We start from the raw sequence: 25,632 nt of genomic DNA on the forward strand, positions 1-25,632 counted from the left end.
CCGCCGGTCCCGATACGGTCGGAGCGTGGCCGGTGCGCAACCGCCGATGACCCACCAGTGACGAGGAGTTCGCAGTGAGCGAACCGAACGAATGGCTCATCTACCGCGGCACGGGCGAGCCCCACGACGGCATCGCGGCGCTTCCCGACCCACCGCCCTGGCGGGACTTCGACGGCGCCCCGCTCGTCGCGCCGGGCCCCGCCACCGACAGCTCCTCCACCCGGCGGCTCGGCGAGCACGTCGCGGAGATGCACCGGCCCAGCGCCGAGGAGCTGGAGATCGTCAACGCCGCGCTGTACCTGCGCCGGCCGCTGCTGGTCACCGGCAATCCCGGCACCGGCAAGAGCACCCTCGCGCACGCCGTCGCGCACGAGCTGAAGCTCGGCAGGGTGCTGCGCTGGCCGATCGTGAGCCGGACGACGCTCGGCGACGGGCTGTACCACTACGACGCCATCGCCCGGCTGCAGGACGTACAGATCGCCGCGAGCAGCCGGGCGGCCGGCGGGCCCGGCGCGCAGGCCGCGGCGCCCGGCGGCATCGGCAGCTACATCCGGCTCGGCCCGCTCGGTACGGCACTGCTGCCCACCGCGCAGCCGCGCGTCCTGCTCGTCGACGAGCTGGACAAGAGCGACATCGACCTCCCCAACGACCTGCTGAACGTCCTGGAGGAGGGCGAGTTCTCCATTCCCGAGCTGGAGCGGCTGGCCGAGCGGGAGCCCGAGGTCGAGGTGCTCACCGACGACGGGCAGAAGGTGCGCATCCGCGACGGCCGGGTGCGCTGCCACGCCTTCCCCTTCGTCATCCTCACCAGCAACGGCGAACGCGACTTCCCCGCCCCGCTGTTGCGCCGCTGCATCCACCTGGAGCTGGGCCAGCCCGACCACAAGCGGCTGGCCACGGTCGTACGGGCGCACCTCGGCGAGGAGGCGGCCCGCGCGGGCGACGACCTGATCGCCCGCTTCCTGGAACGCTCCCGCAGCGAACTGCTCGCCGCCGACCAGCTGCTGAACGCCATCTACCTCACCCACCAGGCCGCCCCGACCACCCGCGACCGGCTCGCCGACCTCCTCATCCAGCGCCTCGACCGGCCGAGGTGAGGGCGTGACGCGGGACCGTGCAGGACGCCCCACCGCCCCGCAGAGCTGGGCCGACGTGGTCGCCGCGCTGCGCGGCGCGGGCCTGGACCCGGACGCCGGGGAGCTGGCCGACGCCCTGTGGCTGGCGCAGTGGTACCGGCCGCGCGAGGCCGCGGCGGAACGGGAGAGCGACGCCGGCCCGGCGGACGCCGGCGCCGGGGTGCCGGAAGCGCGGACGGCGGCGCCCGCGCGCGCCGACCGGCCCGCGAGCGGCACCGGCCCCGACCGCGAACCGGCGGGCAGCGGCTCCGCCGGCCCGCCCGGCACCTCCCGCGTCGCGCTCTACCCGGCCGGCCAGGACCCGCCCGTGAGCGGCGGTGCGGACGGCTCCGGCGCGCCCGCGGGGCCGTACGGCACCGGACTGCCCGTGGGGGTGCCCGCCGCCTCAGCGCTGCCCGACCTGCTCGCCCTGCAGCGCGCGCTGCGCCCGCTCCAGCGCTACCGCAGCGCGGCGCCGGCCGTGCGGCACGTGCTGGACGAGCGGGCGACGGCGGAGCGCAGCGCACGGTCCGGCGGACTGGTGATGCCGGTGTTCCGTGCGGTGCCGCGGGCCGAGGCGTCGCTCCAGCTGGTGATGGACGCCTCGTCCTCGATGTGCGTATGGGACCGGCTGCTGCACGAACTCCAGCAGGTCTTCGCGCAGTTGGGTGCCTTCCGTGACGTACAGGTGCAGTTCCTGCACCAGGGCCCGGACGGCCGGCCCGCGGTCTCCCGCCGCTTCGAGCCGGGCCATGCGCCGTTACGCTCCGCCGACCAGCTCAGCGACCCCACGGGGCGCCGGGTCACCGTCCTGGTCAGCGACTGCGCGGGGCCCCTGTGGCGCAGCGGCCGTGCCCACCGGCTGCTGCACCGGCTCGCCCGGCACGGCCCGCTCGCCGTCCTCCAGCCGCTCCCGCAGCGCATGTGGTCCCGCACCCGGCTGCCCGTCTCCTACGGCACGCTGCGCCGCGGCGAGGGTCCCTCGTACGCCACGGCCCTGCACTTCACGGGCGACACCGCGCAGGCCGCGCCCGGCGCGCTGCCGGTCCCCGTGCTGCCGCCCGCCGCGGGCGCCCTCGCCGCCTGGGCGAGGCTGCTCTCCGGTACGGGCGCGGGACAGGTGCCCGCCGCCGTCGGCTGGCTCCGCGCCGACCAGCCGCCGGCCCCCGCGCCGCGGCCCCGCGATCCGCTGCCCGCCACCGAGGTCGTCGCGCGCTTCCGGCGCGCCGCCTCCCCCGGCGCGGCCCAGCTCGCCGTCTATCTGGCCGCGGCACCGCTCTGCCTGCCGGTGATGCAGCTGGTGCAGCGCACGATGCTGCCCGGTACCGGGCCGGCGGAGCTGTCGGAGGTGCTGCTCGGCGGGCTGCTCACGCGCACGGACGGCGAGTCGATGGCCGGCGGCCCCTGGTACGAGTTCGTCAAGGGCGTGCAGGAGGTGCTGCTCGGGCCGCTGGGCAGGGACGAGGCGCTGCTGGTGCTCAAGCACTGCTCCGCGTACGTGGAACAGCGGTTCGGCAAGGGCGGCCCGAACTTCCCGGCGCTCGCCATCGCCCAGCTCACCGGCGACCGAATCGCGGACGCCGTGGAGTCGGTGGCGCGGCTGCGCACCCCGCCCCTGCCGGACGGGCCCGGCGTGCGCGTCCCGCAGCCGTTCGCCGAGGTCGCGGCGCACGTCCTGGAGCGGTTCATCCCGCTGCGCAGCGTCTCGGCCGACGCGTACGAGGGCCCCGGCGGCCCGGCGTCCTCGGAGGCGGTGCGCCGCTCCCAGGACCTGGTGCGGCGGTTCGCCGCCGACGGCATGGTGCAGAACCTCATCGACGCGGTGCAGCTGCTGCGGCACGCCACCGAGGGCGAACGGCACCGCGGTGCCGACGCCGTGCTGTGGAGCGAGCTGGCGGAGACCCTGCTGCGGCTGTGGGAGCTCCAGGGCGGCCGGGCGCTGCTCCGCGAGGCGCACGACGCGGCGCGCACGGCCGCGCAGTCCGGCGCCGCGCGGGCCCGTGCGGCCCTGGGCCGGGTGCTGCACAGGCAGGCGGCGGAGCGGCGCGCGGCCGGCGACGGGCGCGGCGCGCTGGAGCTGCTGCGCCGCGCCGACCGGGAGTTCACCGCCGTGTGCGCGACCGCGGGCCTGGAGCCGTGGCACGCCCTGGCGATCACCCTGGAGCGGGTGCGGGTCCTGGAGGAGCAGTGGCAGCTCGGCGGCGACAGCGGGCTGCTGCAGGAGACGGTCGGGATGCTGGAGGCGTTCGCCGACGCCTGGCCGTACGACGAGGACCGGCCCTTCGGTCTGCCGCTGGCGCACGGGCGGGCGCTGCTGCGGCTGTCCGGCACGGCCGCCGACCGCGAACAGGCGGCGGCGTACGCCCAGCAGGCGGCGGAGTCGCTCACGCACGCGACCGACGCGATGGCCGCCGAGGACGCGCCCGGGGAAGCCCGGCTGTGGGCCCGGCTGGAGCTGGTGGACGCGCTGCTGACGCTGACCGGTGGCGCGCTGGACCGCGCCGGACGGCTGATCGACGAGATGGGGCGGGCCGCGCAGGGGCCGGACGAGCGGGCCAACGTGCTGGTGCGCGCCGCCCGGCTGGCGGTGCGGCGCTTCGAGGCGGACGGCGACGTACGGCATCTGGCGGAGGCCGACCGCGGTTACGAAGCGGCCTGCCGGGCGGTGCCGCGGGACCGGGAGGGCTACGGCGACCTGATCGAGGAGTGGGGCGGGGCACTGATGCGCCGGGCCCGCGAGCCCGGCGGCCGGGCCGTCATCCACCGCACGGTCCGGGTGCTGCGGGACTGCCGGATGGAGACCGCGGCCGGCGACCCGCGGCTGGCGCGGCGGCTGCTGACCCTCGGCCGTGCCCTGATGCTCCGGAGGACCGACGACGACCGGGTGGACCTGCGGGAGGCCGAGCACCTCTTCGGGCTCGCCGCGCAGTCCGCCGCCGACCCGATGGTGCGCGCCGAGTGCTTCCTGGAGCTGGGCGGCACGCACCGGCTGGCGCACCGCCGCACCCGCCTGGACGCGCAGCTGGAGCAGGCGGCCGACGCGTACCGGCGGGCCGCGGACGCGGCGCGCGCGGCCCAGGAGGACGCGGCCGACCCCGCACCCGCCGTACGGCTGCGCGCCCGCGCGTACCACCTGCGGGGCGAGGTGTACGAGGACGCGCGCCGGCCGCGGGCCGCGCGGGACGCCTACCGGCTCGCCCTGGAGGAGTGGCGGCGGCTGCCGGACGGGGGCGGGCCGGCGGCCGAGGAGACCTCGCGCCGGATCGTGGACATCGGCAGGTGACAGGCGGCAGCCTGTAAGCGACCTCGCAACGGGGGCAGTTGGCGGGAAGGGGCAAGCGATGAGCGCGAGCGGCAAGGACACGGAGGCGCGGCCGGTGGACCGCGCGGGGGCGGACGGGGCCGCGGTGCCGCCGGTGGACGGGCTGCCCGAACTGCCGGACCTGCTCGCCCTGGACCTCGCGGAGCTGCGGACGGTGGAGCACCCGGTACTGGCCGAGGTGCTGGAGCGGATACGGACGCGGGTGGACGAGCCCACCGAGATGCTGTGGGGCTTCAACAGCGCTTTCTGACGTGAACCGACGTCACCCGAACATTTTCGGTCGTTGGGACCGACGGAACCGGACACGGCCGATCGGAGCCGGTTTGGTGACGCCGCCCCGCAGGGATACTCCGCCACGGACCGGCGACGGGGGCCGCCCCTGCGCGGGCCGCGGCTTTGGGGGTGCCGACGTGGCGCAGCAGACCGTACGGGACGCGGGCCCGGCGGCGGACCGGCCGGACGTCCCCTCCTCCGGGCACCCCTTCCGGCAGTTCGTCCTCAAGGTGCACGGCCACTGCAACCTCGCCTGCCGCTACTGCTACCTCTACGAAGCCGCCGACCACGGCTGGCGGGACCGCCCGGCCATGATGAGCGACGCGGTACTGGACCGCACGGCCCGGCGGATCGCCGAGCACGCGGCGGCCCACGGCCTCCGGCACGCCGCCCTCGTCCTGCACGGCGGCGAGCCCCTGCTGGCCGGCGCCGGCCGGCTCGGCCGCGCCGTGGACCGGCTGCGCGCCCTGATGCCGGAGGACTGCGCCCTGCACCCCACCGTGCAGACCAACGGCACCCTGCTCACCCGCGACCGGCTGCGCACCCTCGCGGCACACGGCATACGGGTGGGCGTCAGCCTCGACGGCGGGCTGCCCGCGCACAACGCCGCGCGCGTGGACCACGCGGGGCGCCCCGCCTGGTCGCGCGCTGTCCGCGGGCTGCGGCTGCTCGCCGAGGTGCAGCCGGACGCGTACGCCGGCGTCCTCGCCGTCGTCGACCCGCGCACCGACCCGGCCGAGACCTACGCCTCGCTCGCCGCGTTCCGCCCGCCACGCCTGGACCTGCTGCTCCCGCACGGCAACTGGACCACCCCGCCACCGGGCCTCACTCCCGGCGCCGCCGACCGCCCCACCCCGTACGGCGACTGGCTCGCCGCCGCCTTCGACGCCTGGTGGGACGGCGGCCCGGGACAGCCCGGCGTCCGGCTCTTCGAGGAGTGCCTGGCGCTGCTGATGGGCGCGCCGGCGGGCGGCGAGTCGCTGGGCCTGACCCCGTTCACCGCCGTCGTCGTGGAGACCGACGGCAGCATCGAACAGGTCGACTCCCTGAAGTCCGCGTACGAAGGCGCCGCCGCCACCGGCCTGGACGTCTTCCGGCACACCTTCGACGACGCGCTCCGGCATCCCGGCGTCGCCGCCCGGCACGCGGGCGCCGCGGCCCTCGCCCCCGTGTGCCGCGCCTGCCCGCTGGTACGGGTGTGCGGCGGCGGGCAGTACGCGCACCGCTACCGGCGCGGCAGCGGCTTCGCCAACCCCTCGGTGTACTGCGCCGACCTCCAGCGCCTGATCCGGCACGCGGCGGGACGGCTGGCCGGTGCGGCGCGGGGGCCCGCGCGATGAGCAGCCGGATACCCCTGGACCTGCTGCGCGAGCTGGGCCGGTCCGAAGGCGGGGCCGAGGCGCTGGGGCTGCTCGTCGACGACCAGCGGGTACGGCGGCTGCTGGCGCTGCGCGCGCTGCTGGACGCGGTGGACACCGCCCGTACCCCCACCGTGCCGCGGTCCGCCGCTGCCCGGGTCGCCGAGCACTGGGGACTGCTGGAGGCGGCGGACCGCGCGGGCCGGGACGCCACCCGCCAGGTGCTGTACTACCCGCTCCTCGGGCCCTGGGTACGGCGCGTGCTGCGCGGCCTCGCGGCCGCCGTCCCGCCGCCGGACCTCCTGCCCGACCTGGAACACCTCGGGGCCGTCGCCGCCGCAGCCGCCGCCCGCGCCGGGCTCCCGTTCACGCTGCGGCTGCGCGCCGCGAACGGCACGCTCGCCCTGCCCACCCTCGGCGCCCACACCCTGCGCGGCACGGACGCCGGACACCGGGGACCGCGGCCCGACGTCGAACTCACCCACCGGGACGGCAGGTTGACCCTCCGCCCGGCCGCGGGGCCGCCCGCCGTGCTGTGCCGCCGGCCCGACGGCGTCTGGGAGTCGTCGGACCCCGCGTGGCGGCCGCTGCGCCCGCTCACCGGCGGCCCGCGCCCGGTGCTCCTCGACGACCTCGACCCGTTCCGCACGGCCGACAGCGGCCTGGAGCGGCACGGACTCAAGCCCGCCGAACCGCTCGGCGCGGACGGACGCGCCGGCTGGCAGGCCGCCTGGGCCGGGGCCCGGCCGCTGCTGGAGCGCGGCGGCCCGACCCGCGCCCTGGAGGCCGGGATCCTGCTGGACTGCATCGTGCCGCTCGCGCCGCCGCCCCAGGCCGGGCCGCACGCCGCGGGCCCCGCGCACTGCAGCGGCACCCGCCGCGAGGCGTTCGGTGCGGTCCTCAGCTCCGCACCGCAGACCGCCGCCTTCCTCGCCGCCACGCTCGTCCACGAGCTCCAGCACGCCAAGCTCGCGGCGCTCACCGAGCTGACACCGCTGCACCACGACACCGGCACCACCCGGCACTGGGCGCCCTGGCGGCCCGACCCGCGCCCCTTCGACGGGCTGCTCCAGGGCACGTACTCCCACCTCGCCCTCGCCGACTACTGGCAGCGCTTCGCGCTGACCGCCGAGAACGCGCTGGAGCGCCACACCGCCTGGGCCGAGCACTCCCGCTGCCGGGAACAGGTCGGCGCCGCGCTGCCCACGCTGCTCGGCTCGCGCGCCCTCACCCCGGCCGGCCGCGTGCTGACCGGAGCCATAGCGGAACGGCTCACCCGATTGCGGGAACGACCGCCTCCGGAGGGCTACTTGGCCCGTGCGAGCGCTTACGTGGAGACCTCGCGGACGATGTGGCGACGTCAGCACGCGCGATGACCGCCGACGGCCGGTTCGCCGGTGTATGTTCCCCACGAGGGCAGCTCTGACGGTCCTTGCCCGGCCGTTCGTTCGTACGCAAGACGAGGGAGTCGTTCGAATGCCCGCAGCGCGCAGGACCCTTTCCCACGGAGGCCGGCCACCCGTCACGATCAGCTTCGCCGGGTTCAACCGCGCCTGGGCCGCCTGGATCGGCGACCGGCTGGAACGGCACGGCATGCGGGTCGCCTTCCAGCGCTGGGACCCCCGCGCCGGCACCCCGCTGGAGGACGCGCTGCGCGACCTCGCGCTCGCCGAGGGCACCGTCCTCATCGTGCTCAGCGACTGGTACATCCAGCTCGGCCCGCGCAGCCACGACGAGTGGAACGGCGCGCTGCGCACGGTCGTCGCCGAGCGCCAGGACAAGTTCGCCGCCGTCTCCGTCACCACCAACGCGCTGCCCACCGCCACCGCCGTCTTCGGCGCCGCCGAACTGGCGGACGTCGGGGCCCGCGAGGCCGAACGCCGGCTGCTGGCCCGGCTCGGCATCGACGCCGACCCGCACCCCGAACCGGAGGAGGACGGCGAGGGCCCCCGCTACCCCCAGGAGCAGCCGCGCGTCTGGGGCGGCGTGCCGCGCCGCAACACCCGCTTCACCGGCCGCGAGCCCCTCCTCGCCGACGTCTACCACCGCCTCCAGCAGGCCGAGCGCGGCGCCGCCGTCTGCACGCTGTACGGCATGTCCGGCGTCGGCAAGACCCAGCTGGCCACCGAGTACGTCTACCGCTTCGGCTCCGAGTACGACGTGGTGTGGTGGGTCTCGGCGGGCGAGCGCACCCCCATGCGCCAGCGGCTGGCCGAGCTGGCCCCCGCCCTCGGGCTGACCACCGGGCAGGAGTACGGCGAGCGGCTGCGCGCCGTCCGCGACGCGCTCCGCCGCGGCGACCCCTCCTCCCGCTGGCTGCTCGTCCTGGACGGCGCCGACCAGCCCGAACACGTCGCCGACATGCTGCCCTCCGGGCCCGGCCACGTACTGCTCACCTCGCAGAACCGCGAGTGGGGCGAGCACAACAGCATGATGTTCGAGGTCCCCGTCTACACCCGCGAGGAGTCCATCGCCTTCGTACGCCGGCGCGCCCCGCGCCTGGACCGCGAGGAGGCCGGCCGGCTCGCCGAGGCCCTGGAGGACCTGCCGCTGCTGCTCGACCAGACCGCCGGCTGGCTCAGCGATTCCTCGATGTCCGTCGACGAGTACGTCGGACTGCTGGAGAGCGGCGCCGACGCCGAGGTCGTCCGGGTCGCCCACGACTTCCCGATGACGTACCAGACCTCCTGGTCGATACTGCAGAACCGGCTGAGCGAGGCCGTCCCCGCCTCCGTCGACCTGCTGCGGCTGTGCTCCTTCTTCGCGCCCGCCGCCATCCCCGTACGGCTGCTCCGCGAGCTCCCGCCCGGCGACCTGCCGGAGGAGCTGACCGGGCTGATGAACGACCCGCTGCTGTGGAACCAGGCCCTCAGCAAGCTCCTGCAGTACTCCGTCGTGCGCATCGAGTCCCACGACGTCACCGCCGACGACGTCTCGCCCGGCGGCGAGATCCTCTACATGCACCGCATGGTCCACCAGACCGTCCGCGCCCTGATGCCGGACCGGCAGATCGAGGAGTACAGCCGCGTCGCCCAGCGCGCCCTGGCCGCGGCCGATCCGCTGCGCCCCACCGACACCCGGCTCTGGCCGCGGTTCGCCGAGATCGCCCAGCACCTCAAGGCCGCCGACGTCCTGGTCAGCCGGGACCCCGACGTGCAGAACCTGGTCCTGAACGTGCTGCGGTACATGTACCTCTCGGGTGAGTACCGCGCCGGGCTCAAGCTCGCCGAACGTGCCCTCGCCCGCTGGCGGGAGACGCTCGGCGACACCCACCCGCGGATCTGGGACCTCAGCTACCACTACGCCAACCTGCTCCGCGCCACCGGCGACTACGCCGCCACCGAGGCGCTGGACCGCATCGTCCTGGACCACCTGCGCGACACCCAGGGCCCGCGCGACCTGGACACGCTGCGCGCCGCCAACGGGCTCGCCGCCGACCTGCGCGGCCTCGGCCGCTTCGACGAGGCGCTGGAGCTGTCCACCACCGTCCTGCAGGGCTACACCGACCTGGTCGGCGAGCAGGACTCGCGCACCCTCAACGCGCAGAACAACCTCGCCGTCTCGCTCCGCCTCCTCGGCCGCTACACCGAGTCCCTCGCGCTGAACCGCCGCACCCTGGAGGCCCGCCGCGAGCTGCTGCGCCCGCGCCACAACTGGTCCCTCTTCTCCGAGATCCACGTCGCCACCGACCTGCGGCTGCTCGGCCGGTACGCCGAGGCCACCTCGGTCCAGGAGCACAGCGCCCGGGTGCACCGCATCGTCATGGGCAACGACAACCCCCAGACGCTCCGCGCCGAGCACAACCTCGGGCTGTGCTACTACCGTTCCGGCGAACGCCCCAAGGCCGGCCGGCTGCTGGGCCGGGTCCTGGAGCGCTGCGAACGGGTGCTGGGCGAGGCCGACCCGCTCACCCTCATGGTCGGCGTCAGCTACTCCTGCTTCGCCCGCGAGCACGGCAGCCTGGACCAGGCCAGGGAGATCGGCGAGCGGGTCACCGACCGGTACCGCTTCCAGCTGGGCGAGGCCCACCCGTACGCGATCGGCGCGCAGGCCAACCACGCGCTGGTGCTGCGCGCCGCGGGCGAACGGCAGCAGGCCCTGCTGCTGACCGAGGAGGCGCTGGCGGGGATGGACCGGGCCGTCGGCCCCGACCACCCCTGGACACTGGGGTGCGCGCTGAACGCCGCGGCGGCCCGCAACTTCGCTGGTGACCCGGAGAGCGCGGCGGAGCTGGGCCGGGACACCGTCACCCGGGCCGTCGCCACCCTCGGCCTGCGCCACCCACTGACCCTCTCCGGCCAGGTGGCGCTCGCCGCGGACCTGCGCGGCCTGCGCAAACGCCAGGAGGCCGACAAGCTGGAGGAGGAGGCGCTGACCGGGCTGAGCACCGTACTGGGCCCGCAGCACGCCCACACCGTCTCGGCGCGCGCCCGCACCCGGCCCTTCTGGGACTTCGAACCGCAGATCATCTGAGGGTGCGTCAGCGGCGGGGCGCGTGCCGTGGCCGCCCCGCGCACTAGGCCGGAATCCGCTCGCGGCGGCCCGGCGCCGTGGGATACGGAAGAACAGGGCCGTATCGACGGTCCCTTGACAGGAGAGCAGGACCGTATGGCACAGCCGGCGGAGTCGACGTTCCCGCAGCGGCCGACGGGCGCGACCGCCCGGGTCCCGCGGCCCGCCCGGCCGGTGCGCCCCGGGCCGCCCACCGGCCCGCGGGTCACCGTCAGCGTCGCCGCGGACAGCCGCGCCTGGGGCGACTGGATCGCCGACCGCCTCGAACGCCACGGGCTGCGCGCCCCGCTGCACCACTGGGACCCGCCCGCCGCCATGGAGCTGCGCTCCGCGCTCGCCGGCCTCACCCTCTCCGGCGGCCGGATACTGCTGGTCTTCAGCGCCGGCTACTTCCAGCCCGGCGTCCGCACCGGCCGGGAGTGGGACACCGCGCTCGCCGCCGTGAACGCCGCCCACCCCGGCCGCTTCGCCGCCGTCTCCGTCACCGATCCCGGCAACCTCCCGGCCGGCGCCGCCGCGCTCGGCCCGGCACAGCTCACCGAGGCCGGCGCGCACCACGCCGAGCGCCTCCTGCTGCGCCGCCTCGGCCTCCCGGACACCCCCGCGCCCGGCACCGGCGGCCCGCGCTTCCCGCTGGACGCCCCCGCCGTCTGGGGCGGCGTGCCGCGCCGCAACCCCCGCTTCACCGGCCGCGCCGCGCTCCTCGCCCACATCCACCGCCGTCTGGAGCGCTCCGTGCGCGGCGCCGCCGTCTGCACCCTCCTGGGCATGGCGGGGGTGGGCAAGACCCAGCTGGCCGCCGAGTACGTGCACCGCTTCGCGACCGAGTACGACGTGGTGTGGTGGGTCAACGCCGGTACGGGCGACCGCGCCCGGCGCAAGATGGCGGCGCTCGCCCCCGAGCTGGGGCTGCGCACCGGCCCGGGGGAGCGGCTGGGCGCGGTCGTCGACGCGCTGCGCCGCGGCGAGCCGTACCGCCGCTGGCTGCTCGTGCTGGACGGCGCCGACGACCCGGCGGCCGTGGCGGACCTGCTGCCCAGCGGCTCGGGCCACGTCCTGATCACCTCCCGCAACCGCTCCTGGGACACCCACAACACCCTCCTCCTCCCGGTCCCCGTCCTCGGCCGCCCGGAGAGCGTCGCCTTCGTCCGCCGCCGCGCCCCGCGGCTGACCGCGGCCGACGCCGACCGGCTGGCCGCCGCGCTGGAGGACCTGCCGCTCCTGCTGGACCAGACGGCGGGCTGGCTGAACGACTCCGACATGAGCGTCGACCGGTACCTGCGCCTCCTGGAGGGCGGCATCGCGGACGCCCGCACGGTGGTCGCCGACGACTTCCCGATGACCTTCGCCGCGGCCTGGACCGCCCTGCTCGACCGCATCGCCGAGACCGCACCGGACGCCGCCGAAGTGCTGCGGCTGTGCGCCGTCCTCGCGCCCGGCACCGTACCGGTCGGCCTCCTCGCCCTGATCCGCGGCGACTTCGCGCCGGTCACCGGCGACCCGCGGCGGCTCCAGGAAGCCCTGCGGCTGCTCGCCCGCTACTCCGTAGTGGAGGCCACTGAGTCCGCCGACGGCACCGAGGTGGCCTGCGTCCACCTGCACCGCATGGTCCGGCTCCTGGTCCGCGAGGGCATCCCGGGACCGGAGCGGGAGCGGTACGCCCGGGCCGTCCGCGGCGCGCTCGCCGCCGCCGACCCCGGCCGCCCCGACGAACCGGCCCACTGGCCCGCGTACGCCGGGCTGCTGCCGCACCTGCTGCCCGCCGGCGCGCTGGACGCCGACCCCGCGGAGTCCGCCGTACCGGTACTGCACTGCCTGCGCTACGCCTACCTCACCGGCGCGCAGGACACCGGCCTCGCCCTCGCCCGGCGCGCCGACCTCACCTGGGAGCGGCTGCTGCCCGAGGACCACCCGCACCGCCTGGACCTGCTGCACGCGCACACCAACCTGCTGCGGGCCACCGGGCAGTACGGGGCCTGCGAGGCGCTGGACCGGCCCGCGCTGGAACGGCTGCTCAGCAGGCGCAGCGCCCCGGACGCCGAGATCCTGCGCGCCGCCGCCGGCCTCGCCGCCGACCTGCGCGGCCTCGCCCGCTACCAGGAGGCGCTGGAACTCTCCCGGTACGTCCTCGACGGCAGCCGGGAGACCTTCGGCGACCGCGACGCCCGCACCCTCGCCGCGCAGAACAACCTCGCGGTCTCCCTGCGGCTCCTCGGCGCCCACGACCAGGCCGTGGAACTGGACCAGGAGACCCTGCGGGCGCGCGGCGAGATCCTCGGCACCGACCACCCCTGGACGCTCTACTCCGAGCTGCACCACGCCACAGGGCTGCGGCTCACCGGCCGCACCGACCTGGCCCTGGAGACCCAGGAGCGGAACGCGCGGGCCCACCACCGGCTGCTGGGCGCCGACCACCCGCAGACGCTGCGCGCCGCGCACAACCTGGCGCTCTGCCGCCGGGGAGCGGGACAGGGGGAGCGCGCCCGGCAGGGCATGCAGGCGCTGCTGGAGCGGTCGGCGCGGCTGCTGGGCCGCCGGGACCCGCTCACCCTGATGATCGCGTCCGGCGCCGGCTGCCTGGAGCGGGAGTCCGGCGACCCGGAGCGCGCCCTGGCGATGGCCGAGCGCACGTACCGGGCCTACCGCGACCTGCTCGGCCCCGCCCACCCGTACACCGTCGGCAGCGACGCCAACCACGCGCTGGCGCTGCTCGCGACGGGCGACCGTGCCGCGGCCCTGGGCACGCTCTCCCGCGCCCTGCCCGCCATGGAGATCGCGGTCGGCCCCGGCCACCCCTGGACGCTCGCGCTGGCGCACGACACCCGCTCCACCGAGGCGGACCTGCCGCCGTACCAGCTCCGCGACTTCGAGCCGCTGACGATCTGAGCGCCGCCGACGGACCGGCGGCGTACGCCGAAGGGGCAGGGCCCCACCGAATCGCTTCGGTGGGGCCCCGCCCCTTCAGGTGCCGTGCGAGCCGGTGGCTCAGGCGTCGAACGCCTCGGCGATGAGCTGGGCCTGCTCGGCCTGGTGGCGCTTGGCCGAGCCGACGGCCGGGGAGGAGCCGTGCGGCCGCGAGATGCGGCGCAGGCGCTCCTTGTGCGGCACGTCGGCGCCGACCGCCAGGTCCAGGTGGTCGATCAGGTTCAGGCCGAGGAACGGCCAGGCGCCCTGGTTGGCGGGCTCCTCCTGGACCCAGAGGAACTTGCCCGCGTTCGGGAACTTGGCGATCTCCGCCTGGAGCTCCTTGCCGGGCAGCGGGTACAGGCGCTCGATGCGGACGATCGCGACGTCGTTCGCGCCGCGCTTCTCCCGCTCCGCCTCCAGGTCGTAGTAGACCTTGCCGGAGCAGAAGACGACCTTCTGCACGGCGTTCGGGTCGACCGAGTCGTCGCCGATCACCGGGCGGAAGCCGCCGGTGGTGAACTCCTCCGTCTTCGACGCCGCGGCCTTCAGACGCAGCATCGACTTCGGGGTGAAGACGACCAGCGGCTTGTGGTGCGGGTTGTGCACCTGCCAGCGCAGCAGGTGGAAGTAGTTGGAGGGGAGCGTCGGCATCGCGACGGTCATGTTGTTCTGCGCGCACAGCTGCAGGAACCGCTCGATGCGGGCCGAGGAGTGGTCCGGGCCCTGGCCCTCGTAGCCGTGCGGCAGGAGCAGGGTGACGCCGGAGGTCTGGCCCCACTTCTGCTCGGCGGAGGAGATGAACTCATCCACGACGGTCTGCGCGCCGTTGACGAAGTCACCGAACTGCGCCTCCCACATGACCAGCGACTCGGGCCGGGCGAGGGAGTAGCCGTACTCGAAGCCCATCGCCGCGTACTCGCTGAGCAGCGAGTCGTAGACGTTGAACCGCTCCTGGTCCTCGGAGAGGTAGAGCAGCGGCGTGTAGTCGTTGCCCGTCTCCCGGTCGATGAGGACCGCGTGACGCTGACCGAAGGTGCCGCGACGGGAGTCCTGGCCGGCGAGCCGGACCGGGGTGCCCTCCATCAGCAGCGAACCGATGGCCAGGGTCTCGCCCATGCCCCAGTCGATCGTGCCGTCCTCGACCATGGCCGCGCGGCGCTGCAGCTGGGGCAGCAGACGCGGGTGGACGGTGACCCGGTCGGGGATGTTGACCTGGGACTCGGCGATCCGCTTCACGACCTCCTGGGAGACCGCGGTGTCCACGTGGACCGGGAACTCGGCCTGCGGCTGCGGGACCTCGGGGGCCGCCGGGGTCGTGGTGGCCTCGCGGACCTCCGTGAAGACCTTCTCCAGCTGGCCCTGGAAGTCCTGCAGCGCCTGCTCGGCCTCTTCCAGCGTGATGTCGCCACGACCGATGAGGGACTCGGTGTAGAGCTTGCGCACCGAGCGCTTCTTGTCGATCAGGTCGTACATCAGCGGCTGGGTGAAGGCCGGGTTGTCCGACTCGTTGTGGCCGCGGCGGCGGTAGCAGATCAGGTCGATGACGACGTCCTTGTTGAACGCCTGGCGGAACTCGAAGGCGAGACGCGCGACGCGCACCACGGCCTCCGGGTCGTCACCGTTCACGTGGAAGATCGGCGCCTCGATCATGCGGGCCACGTCGGTGGCGTACATGGAGGAGCGGGCCGACTCCGGCGCGGCGGTGAAGCCGACCTGGTTGTTGATGACGATGTGGACCGTGCCGCCGGTGCGGTAGCCCCGCAGCTGCGACATGTTCAGCGTCTCGGCGACCACGCCCTGGCCGGCGAACGCGGCGTCACCGTGCAGCTGGACGGGGAGGACGGTGAAGTCCGTGCCGCCCTTGCCGATGATGTCCTGCTTCGCGCGGGCGACACCCTCGACGACCGGGTCCACGGCCTCCAGGTGGGAGGGGTTGGCGGTGAGCGAGACCTTGATCTGCTCGCCGTCCAGGCCGGTGAAGGTGCCCTCGGCGCCCAGGTGGTACTTCACGTCGCCGGAGCCGTGCATCGACTTCGGGTCGAGGTTGCCCTCGAACTCGCGGAAGATCTGCGCGTAGGACTTGCCGACGATGTTGGCGAGGACGTTCAGCCGGCCGCGGTGGGCCATGCCGATGACGACCTCGTCCAGCCGCGACTCGGCCGCGGAGTCGATGACCGCGTCCAGCATCGGGATGACGGACTCGCCGCCCTCCAGCGAGAAGCGCTTCTGGCCGACGTACTTCGTCTGCAGGAAGGTCTCGAAGGCCTCGGCGGAGTTCAGACGGCGCAGGATGCGCAGCTGCTCGTCGCGCTCCGGCGGGGTGTGCGGGCGCTCCAGGCGGTCCTGCAGCCACTTGCGCTGCTTGGGGTCCTGGATGTGCATGTACTCGATGCCGGTGGTGCGGCAGTACGAGTCGCGCAGCACGCCGAGGATGTCGCGGAGCTTCATCATCGACTTGCCGGAGAAGCCGCCGACCGCGAACTCGCGCTCCAGGTCCCACAGGGTGAGGCCGTGCTCGGTGATGTCCAGGTCGGCGTGCTTGCGCTGCTTGTACTCCAGCGGGTCGGTGTCGGCCATGACGTGGCCGCGCACCCGGTAGGCGTGGATCAGGTCGAAGACCCGGGCCGCCTTGGAGACGTCGTCGTCGTGGCTGACGTCGATGTCCTTCAGCCACCGGACCGGCTCGTACGGGATCCGCAGCGACTTGAAGATGTCGTCGAAGAAGTCGTTCTCGCCGAGCAGCAGCTGGCTCATGATCCGCAGGAACTCGCCGGAGGCGGCGCCCTGGATCACGCGGTGGTCATAGGTGCTGGTCAGCGTCATGACCTTGGAGATGCCCAGCTTGTTCAGGGTGTCCTGCGAGGTGCCCTGGAACTCGGCGGGGTAGTCCATCGCGCCGACGCCGACGATGAGGCCCTGGCCGGGCATCAGGCGCGGCACGGAGTGCACGGTGCCGATGCCGCCGGGGTTGGTCAGCGACGCGGTGACGCCGGTGAAGTCCTCCATCGTCAGCTTGCCGACCCGGGCGCGGCGGACGATGTCCTCGTACGCCTGCCAGAACTCGAAGAAGCTGAGCGTCTCGGCCTTCTTGATGGCCGCGACGACGAGCTGGCGGTCGCCGTTCGGCTTCACCAGGTCGATGGCCAGACCGAGGTTCACGTGGTCCGGCTTGACCAGGGTGGGCTTGCCGTCCTTCTCGGCGAACGAGTAGTTCATCGAGGGCATCGCCTTGAGCGCCTGCACCATGGCGTACCCGATGAGGTGGGTGAAGGAGACCTTCCCACCGCGGGCGCGCTTGAGGTGGTTGTTCATGACGATGCGGTTGTCGAACAGCAGCTTCACGGGGACGGCGCGCACGGACGTGGCCGTGGGCAGCTCCAGCGAGGCGTTCATGTTCTTCGCCACGGCGGCGGAGGGACCGCGCAGCGTGACGAGCTCGGGGCCCTCGGGCGCCTCGGCGGCAGGCTTGGCGTCCGCCTTGGCCGCGGGCTTGGCGGCCGGAGCCGCCTTGGCCGGGGCCGGGGCGGCCTTCGCCGGCGCGGGCTTCGCGGGCGCCGGCTGCGCGGCCGCGGGCTTGGCCTCGGCCTTGGCCGGGGCGGCAGCGGCCGGCTTGGCGGCCGGCTTGGCTTCGTCAGCTGGGGTGCCCGACGTCACCGGGGCGCCCGGCTTGTAGTCGGCGAAGAAGTCCCACCAGGCTCGGTCTACCGAGTTCGGGTCCTGGAGGTACTGCTGGTAGATCTCGTCGACGAGCCACTCGTTCGCACCGAATCCGGCTGCAGGGTTCTTACCCTGCCCGTCTTGGTCGGTCGAGGCACTCGAAGTGTTGGGGGACTGTGGCGACACGGCGGCAACCGCCCTCTTCCGCTTCCTAAAGGTGGTGGACAGCGGGAATAAAGGCTACGCCTCTGTCGACCGATGCTGCAGTCCGGGAGGGGTACTCGTCGCGCACGTCACATTTGGCGGCGGGTTTCGGGGAACGACTTGGCGGGAAACATGCGTGGTTCGCTCGCGCCTGGGTAGGGGGTATCGCCATCGCACCCCCGGTGGGGACACGGGGAACACCCCGAATGAGTGGTTCCGCCACCGACCCTACGTCACCGGGCGTCAAGGACGAGGCTGACCGGTCCCCGGAAGGGTGACGCGGATCCGGCAGCCACGTGGGGATTCGGCCACTCCGATGCGCCCGCCGTGCAGATCCACCGCCCAGCGTGCGATCGCCAGTCCGAGGCCCGTACCGCCGTCGGTGCCCGGACCGGAGGGGGCCGGCCCGCCGCGGTTGAACCGCTCGAAGACCCGGTGCCGCTCGGACGCGGGGATGCCCGGACCCTCGTCCTGCACCTCCAGGACCAGGCTGCCGGCCCCCTCGCCGCGGCGTGCCCGTACGGTCACCCGGCCGTGCGGCGGGCTGTGCTTGATGCCGTTGTCGATCAGGTTGGCGACGACCTGGTGCAGCCGCTCGGCGTCCGCGTGCGCGGTCAGCTCCGGCGGCGAGACGTCCAGGTGGAGGTGGACGTCCGTACGGCTGTGGTGGCTGGAGCCGACGGCGAGGGTGGAGGCGCTGCGGCTCATGTTGGCCTCCTTCAGCACCCCGGAGAGGTACGGCCAGACCTCGAAGCGGCGGGCGTGCAGCGGGATGACCCCGTTGTCCAGCCGGGAGAGGTCCAGCAGGTGCTCGACCAGCCGGCCCAGCCGCTCGGTCTGGCTCAGCGCGGTGCGCATCGTCTCAGGATCGGCCTCGGAGACCCCGTCGACGACGTTCTCCAGCACGGCGCGGAGCGCGGCGATCGGGGTGCGCAGCTCGTGCGAGACGTTGGCGACCAGCTCTTTGCGATGGGTGTCCACCGCCTCCAGGTCCGCGGCCATCCGGTTGAAGGCTTCCGCCAGCTCGCCGAACTCGTCCCGCCGGCTGCCCTGCACCCGCCGGGTGTAGTCACCGCCGGCCATGGCCCGGGTCACGTCCGTCATCTCGTCCAGCGGGGCGGTGAGACCCTGCGCGACGAACTGGGTGATCAGCAGCGAGGCGATGATCGAGAAGACGGTGATGACCCGCAGCTCGGTCGCCGAGTGGAACGCGACGAGGACCAGCAGCGTCGTGATGATCACCGAAACGGTGACCAGCGCGCCGAGTGCCGCCTTGACCGACCGGTAGGGGTCGAGCGGGCGCATCGCCTCCCAGGCCCGCTGCCAGAGCTCGCGCGCCAGAGGCCGGGGCGACCTCATGCCGGCGGGGTCTCCAGCGCGTAACCGACGCCGTGCACCGTGCGGATCCGCTCGGCGCCGATCTTCCGCCGGAGCGCCTTGATGTGGCTGTCGACCGTACGGGTGCCGGAGGCGTCCGCCCAGTCCCAGACCTCGGCCAGCAGCTGCTCGCGGGAGAGGACGGCGCGCGGGGTGTTGGCCAGGCACACCAGCAGGTCGAACTCGGTCGGGGTGAGATGCACGTCGGCGCCGCGCACCCGGACCCGCCGCTGGGCGTGGTCGATCTCCAGCTCGCCCAGGCGCAGGATGCCGCTGCGGGGGGTGTGCGCGGCCAGCGCGGCCCGCTCGACGCGGCGCAGCAGGACGTGCACGCGGGCGGCCAGTTCCCGCATGGAGAACGGTTTTGTCATGTAGTCGTCGGCGCCGACGCCGAGTCCGACGAGCATGTCCGTCTCGTCGTCCCGCGCGGTGAGCATCATCACCGGGACCGGCCGCTGCGCCTGCACCCGGCGGCACACCTCCAGGCCGTCGAAGCCCGGCAGCATGATGTCGAGGACGAGCAGGTCGGGCTGCCAGGCCTCGGCGGTGTCGACCGCGGAGGGGCCGTCGACGGCGGTCTGCACCTGGAAGCCCTCGGCGCGCAGCCGGGCCGCGATGGCGTCCACGATCGTCGGGTCGTCCTCGACGACGAGCACTCGCCGCTGTGCGCCGGGCGTGGCCGCCGCCGCGGCGGCGCCGTGGGTGGTCTGAGTCTGGTCCATCGCCCGCCCCTGAATTTCCCCGTGCGTGGTCGCGTTACTGACTGGTTGTGCCGACCTGCTGACCCGGTGTACCGGCTGGTCGCACACTGCTGGCAGCAGCGTAAAGGCACGATGAGACCCGCGGCTACGCGCGTTTCCTCGCGAGGTGCACCACGTCGGGGACGCCTCGGACAACGGGGATCTCTTCGGTGCGAACCTCGCTGAACCCCACATTCCGGAGAGCGGACTCGAAGGAGGCGGAGGGCTGCGCGGACCATACGGCGAGCACTCCGCCGGGCGTCAGCCGGTCCCGGCAGGCCGCGAGGCCGCCCGGGGAGTAGAGGCCGTCGTTGTCCTCGGTGACGGTCCAGTCCGGCCCGTTGTCGATGTCCAGGCAGAGCGCGTCGAAGGTCGCGGCGCCGGCTCCGGCGCGTACGTACGCGACCAGGTCGGCCGGGACGATCTCGGTGCGCGGATCGGCCAGGGCCGGGCCCGACACCGCGTCCAGCGGCCCCGAGCGGTGCCAGTCGACCACCGCCTCCTCGCGCTCGACGACCGCGATCCGGCCCCAGCGCGGCTCCGCCGCCGCGCGGGCCAGGGAGAACCCGACGCCGAGGCCGCCGATCAGTACGGACGGCCGCGCGCGGTCGCCGGGCAGCGCGGCGAGGGCGGCATCGACGAGCAGCCGTTCCGACCGTCCGTCGGAGGTGTCCATCAGGAAGCACCCGTTGGCGATGATCTCGAAGTGCGCGCCCCGCCGCCGCAGCACCACCTCGCCGTACGGTCCGTCCCGGCGCTCCAGTGTGACGGGCGCCTCGTCGGTCTCGAAGGGGGCTGACATGGGTGCGGGGCCTCCGGGGTCGTGGGTGCCGGGCGCCCCCACTGTACGAGTCAGCGGCTGATCGCTCACAGCGAACACGGCCCGGGGAACATCCATCGGCTCATGAGCATTGAGTGAGTACAGCTCAACTTGCCTGCCGAAGGGGAGATCATGGCTTCGACGTCCACACCGCTCACCCTGCCCGTGCTGCCCCTCGACGACGAGGTCGTCCTGCCGGGCATGGTGGTGCCGCTGGACCTTTCCGATCCGGACGTACGCGCCGCGGTGGAGGCCGCGCAGGCCGCCGCCTCACCCGGTAACAAGCCACGGGTGCTGCTCGTTCCACGGATCGACGGCACGTACGCCGGCATCGGCACGCTCGGCAAGGTCGAGCAGGTCGGCCGGCTGTCCGACGGCGACCCCGGCGCGCTCATCCGCGGCCTGGGCCGCGTGCGGATCGGCTCCGGTACGACCGGGCCCGGCGCCGCCCTCTGGGTCGAGGGCACCACGGTCGACGAGACCGTTCCCGAGCCGTTGCCCGGCGCGGTCACCGAACTGGTCAAGGAGTACAAGGCCCTGGCCACCAGCTGGCTGCGCAAGCGCGGCGCCTGGCAGGTCGTGGACCGCGTCCAGCAGATCGAGGACGTCGGTCAGCTCGCCGACAACTCCGGGTACTCGCCCTTCCTGACCACCGAGCAGAAGGTGCGCCTCCTGGAGACCACCGACCCGGTGGCCCGCCTGAAGGACGCCACCGAGGCGCTCCGCGAGCACCTCGCCGAGCAGGACGTCGCCGAGTCCATTGCCAAGGACGTCCAGGAGGGCGTCGACAAGCAGCAGCGCGAGTTCCTGCTCCGCCGCCAGCTGGAGGCGGTCCGCAAGGAGCTGTCCGAGCTGAACGGCGACCCGGACGACGAGAGCGACGACTACCGCGCCCGCGTCGAGGCCGCCGACCTGCCCGAGGACGTCCGCAAGGCCGCCCTCAAGGAGGTCGACAAGCTGGAGCGGTCCAGCGACCAGAGCCCCGAGGGCTCCTGGATCCGCACCTGGCTGGACACCGTCCTGGAGCTGCCGTGGAACGAGCGCACCGAGGACGCGTACGACATCAAGGGCGCCCGCGCCGTCCTGGACGCGGACCACGCGGGCCTGGACGACGTCAAGGAACGCATCACCGAGTACCTGGCCGTACGCAAGCGCCGCGCCGACCGCGGCCTCGGCCTGGTCGGCGGCCGTCGCGGCGGGGCGGTCCTCGCGCTCACGGGCCCGCCCGGCGTCGGCAAGACCAGCCTCGGCGAGTCCGTCGCCCGCGCCATGGGCCGCAAGTTCGTCCGCGTCGCGCTCGGCGGCGTCCGGGACGAGGCGGAGATCCGCGGCCACCGCCGTACGTACGTCGGCGCGCTGCCGGGCCGTATCGTCCGCGCCATCAAGGAAGCCGGTTCCATGAACCCGGTCGTCCTCCTCGACGAGATCGACAAGGTCGGCTCCGACTTCCGCGGCGACCCGGCCGCCGCCCTGCTCGAAGTCCTCGACCCGGCGCAGAACCACACCTTCCGCGACCACTACCTGGAGGTCGAGCTCGACCTCTCCGACGTGGTCTTCCTCGCCACGGCCAACGTCCTCGAAGCGATCCCGGAGCCGCTCCTGGACCGCATGGACCTGGTCCGGCTGGACGGCTACACCGAGGACGAGAAGGTCACCATCGCCCGCGACCACCTGCTCCCGCGCCAGCTGGAGAAGGCGGGCCTGGAGACCGGCGAGGTCGTGATCGAGGACGCCGCGCTGCGCAGGCTCGCCGGCGAGTACACCCGCGAGGCGGGCGTACGGAACCTGGAGCGCGCCATCGCGCGACTGCTCCGCAAGGTCGCGGCCAAGCACGAACTGGGCGAGCAGGACCTGCCCTTCACCGTCGGCACGGACGAGCTGCGCCCGCTCATCGGGCGGCCGCACCACGTCCCGGAGTCGGCGCAGGACCCGGAGGAACGGCGTACGGCGGTGCCCGGCGTGGTCACCGGCCTCGCCGTGACCGGCGCGGGCGGCGACGTCCTGTACGTCGAGGCCTCGCTCGCCGACGCCGAGACCGGCGGCTCAGGACTCCAGCTCACCGGCCAGCTCGGCGACGTGATGAAGGAATCGGCGCACATCGCCCTCTCCTTCCTCCGCTCGCACGGCGCGGAACTGGAGCTGCCCGTCGCCGACCTGAAGGAGCGCGGCGTGCACCTGCACGTCCCGGCGGGCGCGGTGCCCAAGGACGGCCCGAGCGCGGGCATCACCATGACCACGGCACTGGCGTCGCTGCTCTCCGGCCGCCAGGTCCGCCCCGACGTGGCGATGACCGGCGAGGTCTCCCTCACCGGCCGCGTGCTGCCCATCGGCGGCGTCAAGCAGAAACTCCTCGCGGCACACCGCGCGGGCATCACGACGGTCGTGATCCCGAAGCGCAACGAGGCCGACCTGGACGACGTCCCCGCCGAGATCCTGGAGAAGCTCGACGTCCACCCGGTCTCCGACGTCCGCCAGGTCCTCGACCTGGCCCTGACCCCGGCGTCCGCCCCGGCTTCCCCGGAGGTACCGGTGGCGGCGTGACGCCCGCGGACCGACGACGACGGCCCGGAACCCCGCCACGCGGGGCTCCGGGCCGGGCGTGCCCTGGTCACCGTGCGTATCGTTGTACTGCGCGGCTGCTCGCAATCCGCGGCAGCGGGGAGGAGCGGCACGGTGACCATCGCACCGATCGACAGGATCGACATGGCCGACATCGACGAGCAGTACTTGGACGAGGTGTTCGAGTTTCTGTACGGCATCCCCGAGGGTTTCAGGGCAGAGGTCGTCGGGGGGGGGGCCGTCCAGATGTCGCCGCAGAGGGACACAGACTCGAACATCATCAAGCATGTGCTGTTGCAGCTGGGGGCTCGTTTCGGTTCGGACAGCGAGATCCTGATGGACGTCCGCCTCGATCTGCCGGGGTATCGCAACGGTTTCTGCCCCGACATCTTCAAGCTCTCCGATGACGCGAAGAAGAGCGAGAAGGGACGCTGGCGCTATCAGGATGTCGAGTTCGTCCTTGAAGTGATCTCACGCGAGACGGCCGCCAACGACTACGGCAAGAAGAAGGACGCCTACGCCGCCGCTGAGGTGCCCGTGTACCTGATCGCGGATCCGTACACCGCCCAGTGTCACGTCTTCACCAAGCCCAAGGATGGCGAGTACCGAAGCAAGCTGTCCCTGGATTTCGGTGAGCCCGTGGACCTGACCGACACAGTCCTCGGCATGACTCTGGCGACCGACAGGTTCCCCCGCGACTGACGGGTTACCCCGTAGCCAGCTTCCGCAGCTGGTCCACCGAGCCGTTGAACATGTTCTGGTCGCCGGGGAAGCGGCCGCTGTCGTCGTACTGCCAGATGGTGTGCGCCGACCAGCCGGCCGGGAGGGGGCCGGGGGAGGACGAGTAGCGGGCGATCCACAGCGGGTGGTTCATGCCGAAGGACGCGTTGTCGCCGACGCACTGCTTCCACCAGTTGGTGGAGGTGTAGATCATCGGGTGGCGGCCGGTACGGGCGTGCACCGTCTTGCCGAAGTCACGGATCCAGGCCGCCATGGCCGCCCGGCTCAGGCCGTAGCAGATGCTGCCGTACGGGTTGTACTCGATGTCCAGCGCGGGCGGCAGGGTGCGGCCGTCCGCCTTCCAGCCCCCGCCGTTGTTCACGAAGTAGTTGGCCTGCGCGGCGCCGGAGGAGGAGCTGGGTATGGCGAAGTGGTACGCGCCGCGGACCATGCCGACGTCGTACGACCCGCCGTACTGCTGGCCGTACTTGGGGTTGCGGTAGCTCGTGCCCTCGGTCGCCTTGACGACGGCGAAGCGGGCGCCGGCGCGCCAGGCGGCGGACCAGTTGACGTTGCCCTGGTGGCTGCTGACGTCCATGCCGGCCACCCCGGCGAGCGGCCGCGGTGCCGTGTCCGGCGCGGCGGCGCCCTCGTGGGAACGGATCGTGGAGCCCGCGCGGTGGTCGGTTCCGGAGGCGCGGGAGCCGTCGGTCGGGGTGGTTGCGGCGGATGCGGCGGATGCGGGCACGGCCACCGTGAGGGCCGTGCCGAGTGTGCAGAGCAGCGTGATGCACCGGCGTATGCGCATAGGGGGGAGCCTCTTTCGAAGACGCGCAAGGGGAGGGGGAGGACAGGGCGCCGTGCGGCGCGGACCCGCGGGATGATCCCGGCGCGGGTCCGCGCGGCACGGTGGGGGAGCCCTGTCCGCCTCTTACCCGTTCGCGAGCGCCTGGAGACGGTCGTACGCCCCGTTGAAGAGGTTGTGGTCGCCCACGGTCGGTCCGGTGGACGTGTACTGCCAGATGGTGTGGAAGCCCCAGCCGGCCGGCAGTTCCCCGACGGAGGAGCCGTACCGCGGGATCCACAGCGGGTTGGTGTTCCCGAAGCCCGCGTAGTTGCCGGTGCACTGCTTCCACCAGCTGGTGGAGGTGTAGATCACCGCGTCCCGTCCGGTCCGTCCCTTGTACGTGGCGAACCAGTCCTTCATCCAGTTGACCAGCGCCGTTGCGCTCATGCCGTAGCAGACCTGGCCGTACGGGTTGTACTCCATGTCGAGCGCCCCGGGCAGGGTCTTGCCGTCCTTGGACCAGCCGCCTCCGTGGTCCACGAAGTAATTGGCCTGGGCGGCGCCGCTGGAGGTGTTGGGCGTCGCGAAGTGGTAGGCCCCGCGGATCATCCCGGAGTTGTAGGACCCGTTGTACTGCTGAGCGAAATAGGGGTTGATGTAGCTGGTCGATTCGGTCGCCTTGACGTAGGCGAACTTCACTCCGCTGTTCCACAGCGTCGACCAGGTGACGTTGCCCTGATGGCCGCTGACGTCCACTCCTTCGACGGACGCCTGGAGCGAGGGCGCGGCCGGCAGGCCGGTGCCGCCCTCGTGCTCGGCGATCTGCGAACCGGCCCAGTCCTGGCCGGGGTGGGTGGGTTCGGGGGCGTCCTTCGCGGGGGTGGCGGCGGGCTCCGTGGCGGCGGCGGTGCCGAAGGTGCCGCCGAGCAGCGCGAGCAGGGTGAGGAGGATTCCGGCCACCCTGGCGGCGGAGCGCCGGGGGTGGCGGGCCGGGCCGGATCTGTGCACGTGCATACGTGACTCCGAAGATCTCGGTGGGATCTGAGGGGGGGAGAGGCCGACCGTGGATCATGACTTGGTGTGGTCATGCCATAAATGACGGTACGCGCGTAGACCTGGAGCGGAAAGGGGGTCGGATGATTCCGTTGGTCTAATCCTGCGAAATACTGTCTCAGCTGCGGAATCGGCCGCCGCTGAAAAATTCTTCCATCGTCCGGAAAACGGGAAAGGGCGCTGACGTGCACAACACCGGAACCGACGGGGCGGCGGCGCGACGGCCCG

The 25,632-nt window shown here is 73.5% G+C and carries 15 protein-coding genes; 9 read left to right on the forward strand and 6 right to left on the reverse strand.

From position 1 onward, the window contains the following. Window positions 1-74 precede the first annotated feature (74 nt). The 7 genes from ACZ6WH_RS31755 to fxsT (ACZ6WH_RS31785) all read left to right on the forward strand — a co-directional run bounded on the left by ACZ6WH_RS31755 (window position 75) and on the right by fxsT (ACZ6WH_RS31785) (window position 13,466). Window positions 75-1,097, forward strand: a complete 1,023-nt coding sequence (locus ACZ6WH_RS31755; RefSeq protein WP_361555486.1) for an AAA family ATPase — start codon at window positions 75-77, stop codon at window positions 1,095-1,097. 4 nt (window positions 1,098-1,101) lie between these two features. Then, window positions 1,102-4,398, forward strand: coding sequence for an SAV_2336 N-terminal domain-related protein (locus ACZ6WH_RS31760; protein WP_469732749.1), 3,297 nt, complete (start codon window positions 1,102-1,104; stop codon window positions 4,396-4,398). 58 nt (window positions 4,399-4,456) lie between these two features. Beyond that, window positions 4,457-4,687 (forward strand): FxSxx-COOH cyclophane-containing RiPP peptide, encoded by a 231-nt coding sequence (gene fxsA / locus ACZ6WH_RS31765; RefSeq protein WP_469732752.1) that lies wholly within the window; start codon window positions 4,457-4,459, stop codon window positions 4,685-4,687. Window positions 4,688-4,847: 160 nt separating this feature from the next. After that, entirely contained in the window at window positions 4,848-6,050 is a 1,203-nt protein-coding gene (locus tag ACZ6WH_RS31770) for an FxsB family cyclophane-forming radical SAM/SPASM peptide maturase (RefSeq protein ID WP_469732754.1), read from the forward strand. Continuing rightward, a complete protein-coding gene (locus ACZ6WH_RS31775; protein ID WP_469732756.1) occupies window positions 6,047-7,444 on the forward strand; it encodes an aKG-HExxH-type peptide beta-hydroxylase in 1,398 nt (465 codons plus the stop codon). The genes ACZ6WH_RS31770 and ACZ6WH_RS31775 overlap by 4 nt, the downstream gene beginning before the upstream one ends. Window positions 7,445-7,544: 100 nt before the next feature. Further along, entirely contained in the window at window positions 7,545-10,541 is a 2,997-nt protein-coding gene (gene fxsT / locus ACZ6WH_RS31780) for an FxSxx-COOH system tetratricopeptide repeat protein (RefSeq protein ID WP_432858741.1), read from the forward strand. 135 nt (window positions 10,542-10,676) lie between these two features. Further along, window positions 10,677-13,466, forward strand: coding sequence for an FxSxx-COOH system tetratricopeptide repeat protein (gene fxsT, locus ACZ6WH_RS31785; protein ID WP_469732758.1), 2,790 nt, complete (start codon window positions 10,677-10,679; stop codon window positions 13,464-13,466). Window positions 13,467-13,565: 99 nt separating this feature from the next. On the opposite strand, the gene ACZ6WH_RS31790 is transcribed toward fxsT (ACZ6WH_RS31785), so the two are convergent. From ACZ6WH_RS31790 to ACZ6WH_RS31805, 4 genes are all read right to left on the reverse strand, one after another. Further along, window positions 13,566-17,330: a multifunctional oxoglutarate decarboxylase/oxoglutarate dehydrogenase thiamine pyrophosphate-binding subunit/dihydrolipoyllysine-residue succinyltransferase subunit gene (locus ACZ6WH_RS31790; RefSeq protein ID WP_469732760.1), complete on the reverse strand. Its 3,765-nt coding sequence runs from the start codon at window positions 17,328-17,330 to the stop codon at window positions 13,566-13,568. A 261-nt stretch (window positions 17,331-17,591) separates the two neighbouring features. Beyond that, a complete protein-coding gene (locus tag ACZ6WH_RS31795; protein ID WP_432858747.1) occupies window positions 17,592-18,707 on the reverse strand; it encodes a HAMP domain-containing sensor histidine kinase in 1,116 nt (371 codons plus the stop codon). Beyond that, window positions 18,704-19,447 carry a response regulator transcription factor gene (locus ACZ6WH_RS31800; protein ID WP_361555513.1) on the reverse strand — a complete coding sequence of 248 codons (744 nt, stop codon included), beginning with the start codon at window positions 19,445-19,447 and terminating at the stop codon, window positions 18,704-18,706. Before ACZ6WH_RS31800 ends, ACZ6WH_RS31795 begins: the two co-directional genes overlap by 4 nt. Window positions 19,448-19,571: 124 nt before the next feature. Continuing rightward, complete coding sequence (locus ACZ6WH_RS31805; RefSeq protein WP_469732768.1) at window positions 19,572-20,267, reverse strand: spermidine synthase family protein; 696 nt, start codon at window positions 20,265-20,267, stop codon at window positions 19,572-19,574. Window positions 20,268-20,417: 150 nt separating this feature from the next. Between ACZ6WH_RS31805 and lon the strand changes: the two genes are divergently transcribed. Further along, on the forward strand, window positions 20,418-22,826 hold the full coding sequence (gene lon, locus ACZ6WH_RS31810) for an endopeptidase La (protein ID WP_469732770.1): 2,409 nt from the start codon (window positions 20,418-20,420) through the stop codon (window positions 22,824-22,826). A gap of 132 nt (window positions 22,827-22,958) precedes the next feature. Further along, on the forward strand, window positions 22,959-23,546 hold the full coding sequence (locus ACZ6WH_RS31815) for a Uma2 family endonuclease (protein WP_469732772.1): 588 nt from the start codon (window positions 22,959-22,961) through the stop codon (window positions 23,544-23,546). A gap of 4 nt (window positions 23,547-23,550) precedes the next feature. Here ACZ6WH_RS31815 and ACZ6WH_RS31820 read toward each other — a convergent pair whose 3' ends face one another. Together ACZ6WH_RS31820 and ACZ6WH_RS31825 are read right to left on the reverse strand one after the other, a co-directional pair. Beyond that, the gene (locus ACZ6WH_RS31820) at window positions 23,551-24,372 is read right to left on the reverse strand and encodes a lysozyme (protein ID WP_469732774.1); all 822 of its coding nucleotides are present in this window, start codon (window positions 24,370-24,372) and stop codon (window positions 23,551-23,553) included. A 123-nt stretch (window positions 24,373-24,495) separates the two neighbouring features. Next, entirely contained in the window at window positions 24,496-25,365 is an 870-nt protein-coding gene (locus tag ACZ6WH_RS31825; RefSeq protein ID WP_469732776.1) for a lysozyme, read from the reverse strand. Window positions 25,366-25,632: the final 267 nt, after the last annotated feature.

The sequence above is a fragment of the Streptomyces sp. NPDC050806 genome (genome assembly GCF_055586425.1).

What these genes read in the sequence shown, in the direction of transcription:
- fxsA (WP_469732752.1), top strand. Translation starts at nt 4,457, where the DNA reads ATGAGCGCGAGCGGCAAGGACACGGAGGCGCGGCCGGTGGACCGCGCG.
- ACZ6WH_RS31775 (WP_469732756.1), top strand. Translation starts at nt 6,047, where the DNA reads ATGAGCAGCCGGATACCCCTGGACCTGCTGCGCGAGCTGGGCCGGTCC.
- fxsT (WP_432858741.1), top strand. Translation starts at nt 7,545, where the DNA reads ATGCCCGCAGCGCGCAGGACCCTTTCCCACGGAGGCCGGCCACCCGTC.
- fxsT (WP_469732758.1), top strand. Translation starts at nt 10,677, where the DNA reads ATGGCACAGCCGGCGGAGTCGACGTTCCCGCAGCGGCCGACGGGCGCG.
- ACZ6WH_RS31795 (WP_432858747.1), bottom strand. Translation starts at nt 18,707, where the DNA reads ATGAGGTCGCCCCGGCCTCTGGCGCGCGAGCTCTGGCAGCGGGCCTGG.
- ACZ6WH_RS31800 (WP_361555513.1), bottom strand. Translation starts at nt 19,447, where the DNA reads ATGGACCAGACTCAGACCACCCACGGCGCCGCCGCGGCGGCGGCCACG.
- ACZ6WH_RS31805 (WP_469732768.1), bottom strand. Translation starts at nt 20,267, where the DNA reads ATGTCAGCCCCCTTCGAGACCGACGAGGCGCCCGTCACACTGGAGCGC.
- lon (WP_469732770.1), top strand. Translation starts at nt 20,418, where the DNA reads ATGGCTTCGACGTCCACACCGCTCACCCTGCCCGTGCTGCCCCTCGAC.
- ACZ6WH_RS31820 (WP_469732774.1), bottom strand. Translation starts at nt 24,372, where the DNA reads ATGCGCATACGCCGGTGCATCACGCTGCTCTGCACACTCGGCACGGCC.
- ACZ6WH_RS31825 (WP_469732776.1), bottom strand. Translation starts at nt 25,365, where the DNA reads ATGCACGTGCACAGATCCGGCCCGGCCCGCCACCCCCGGCGCTCCGCC.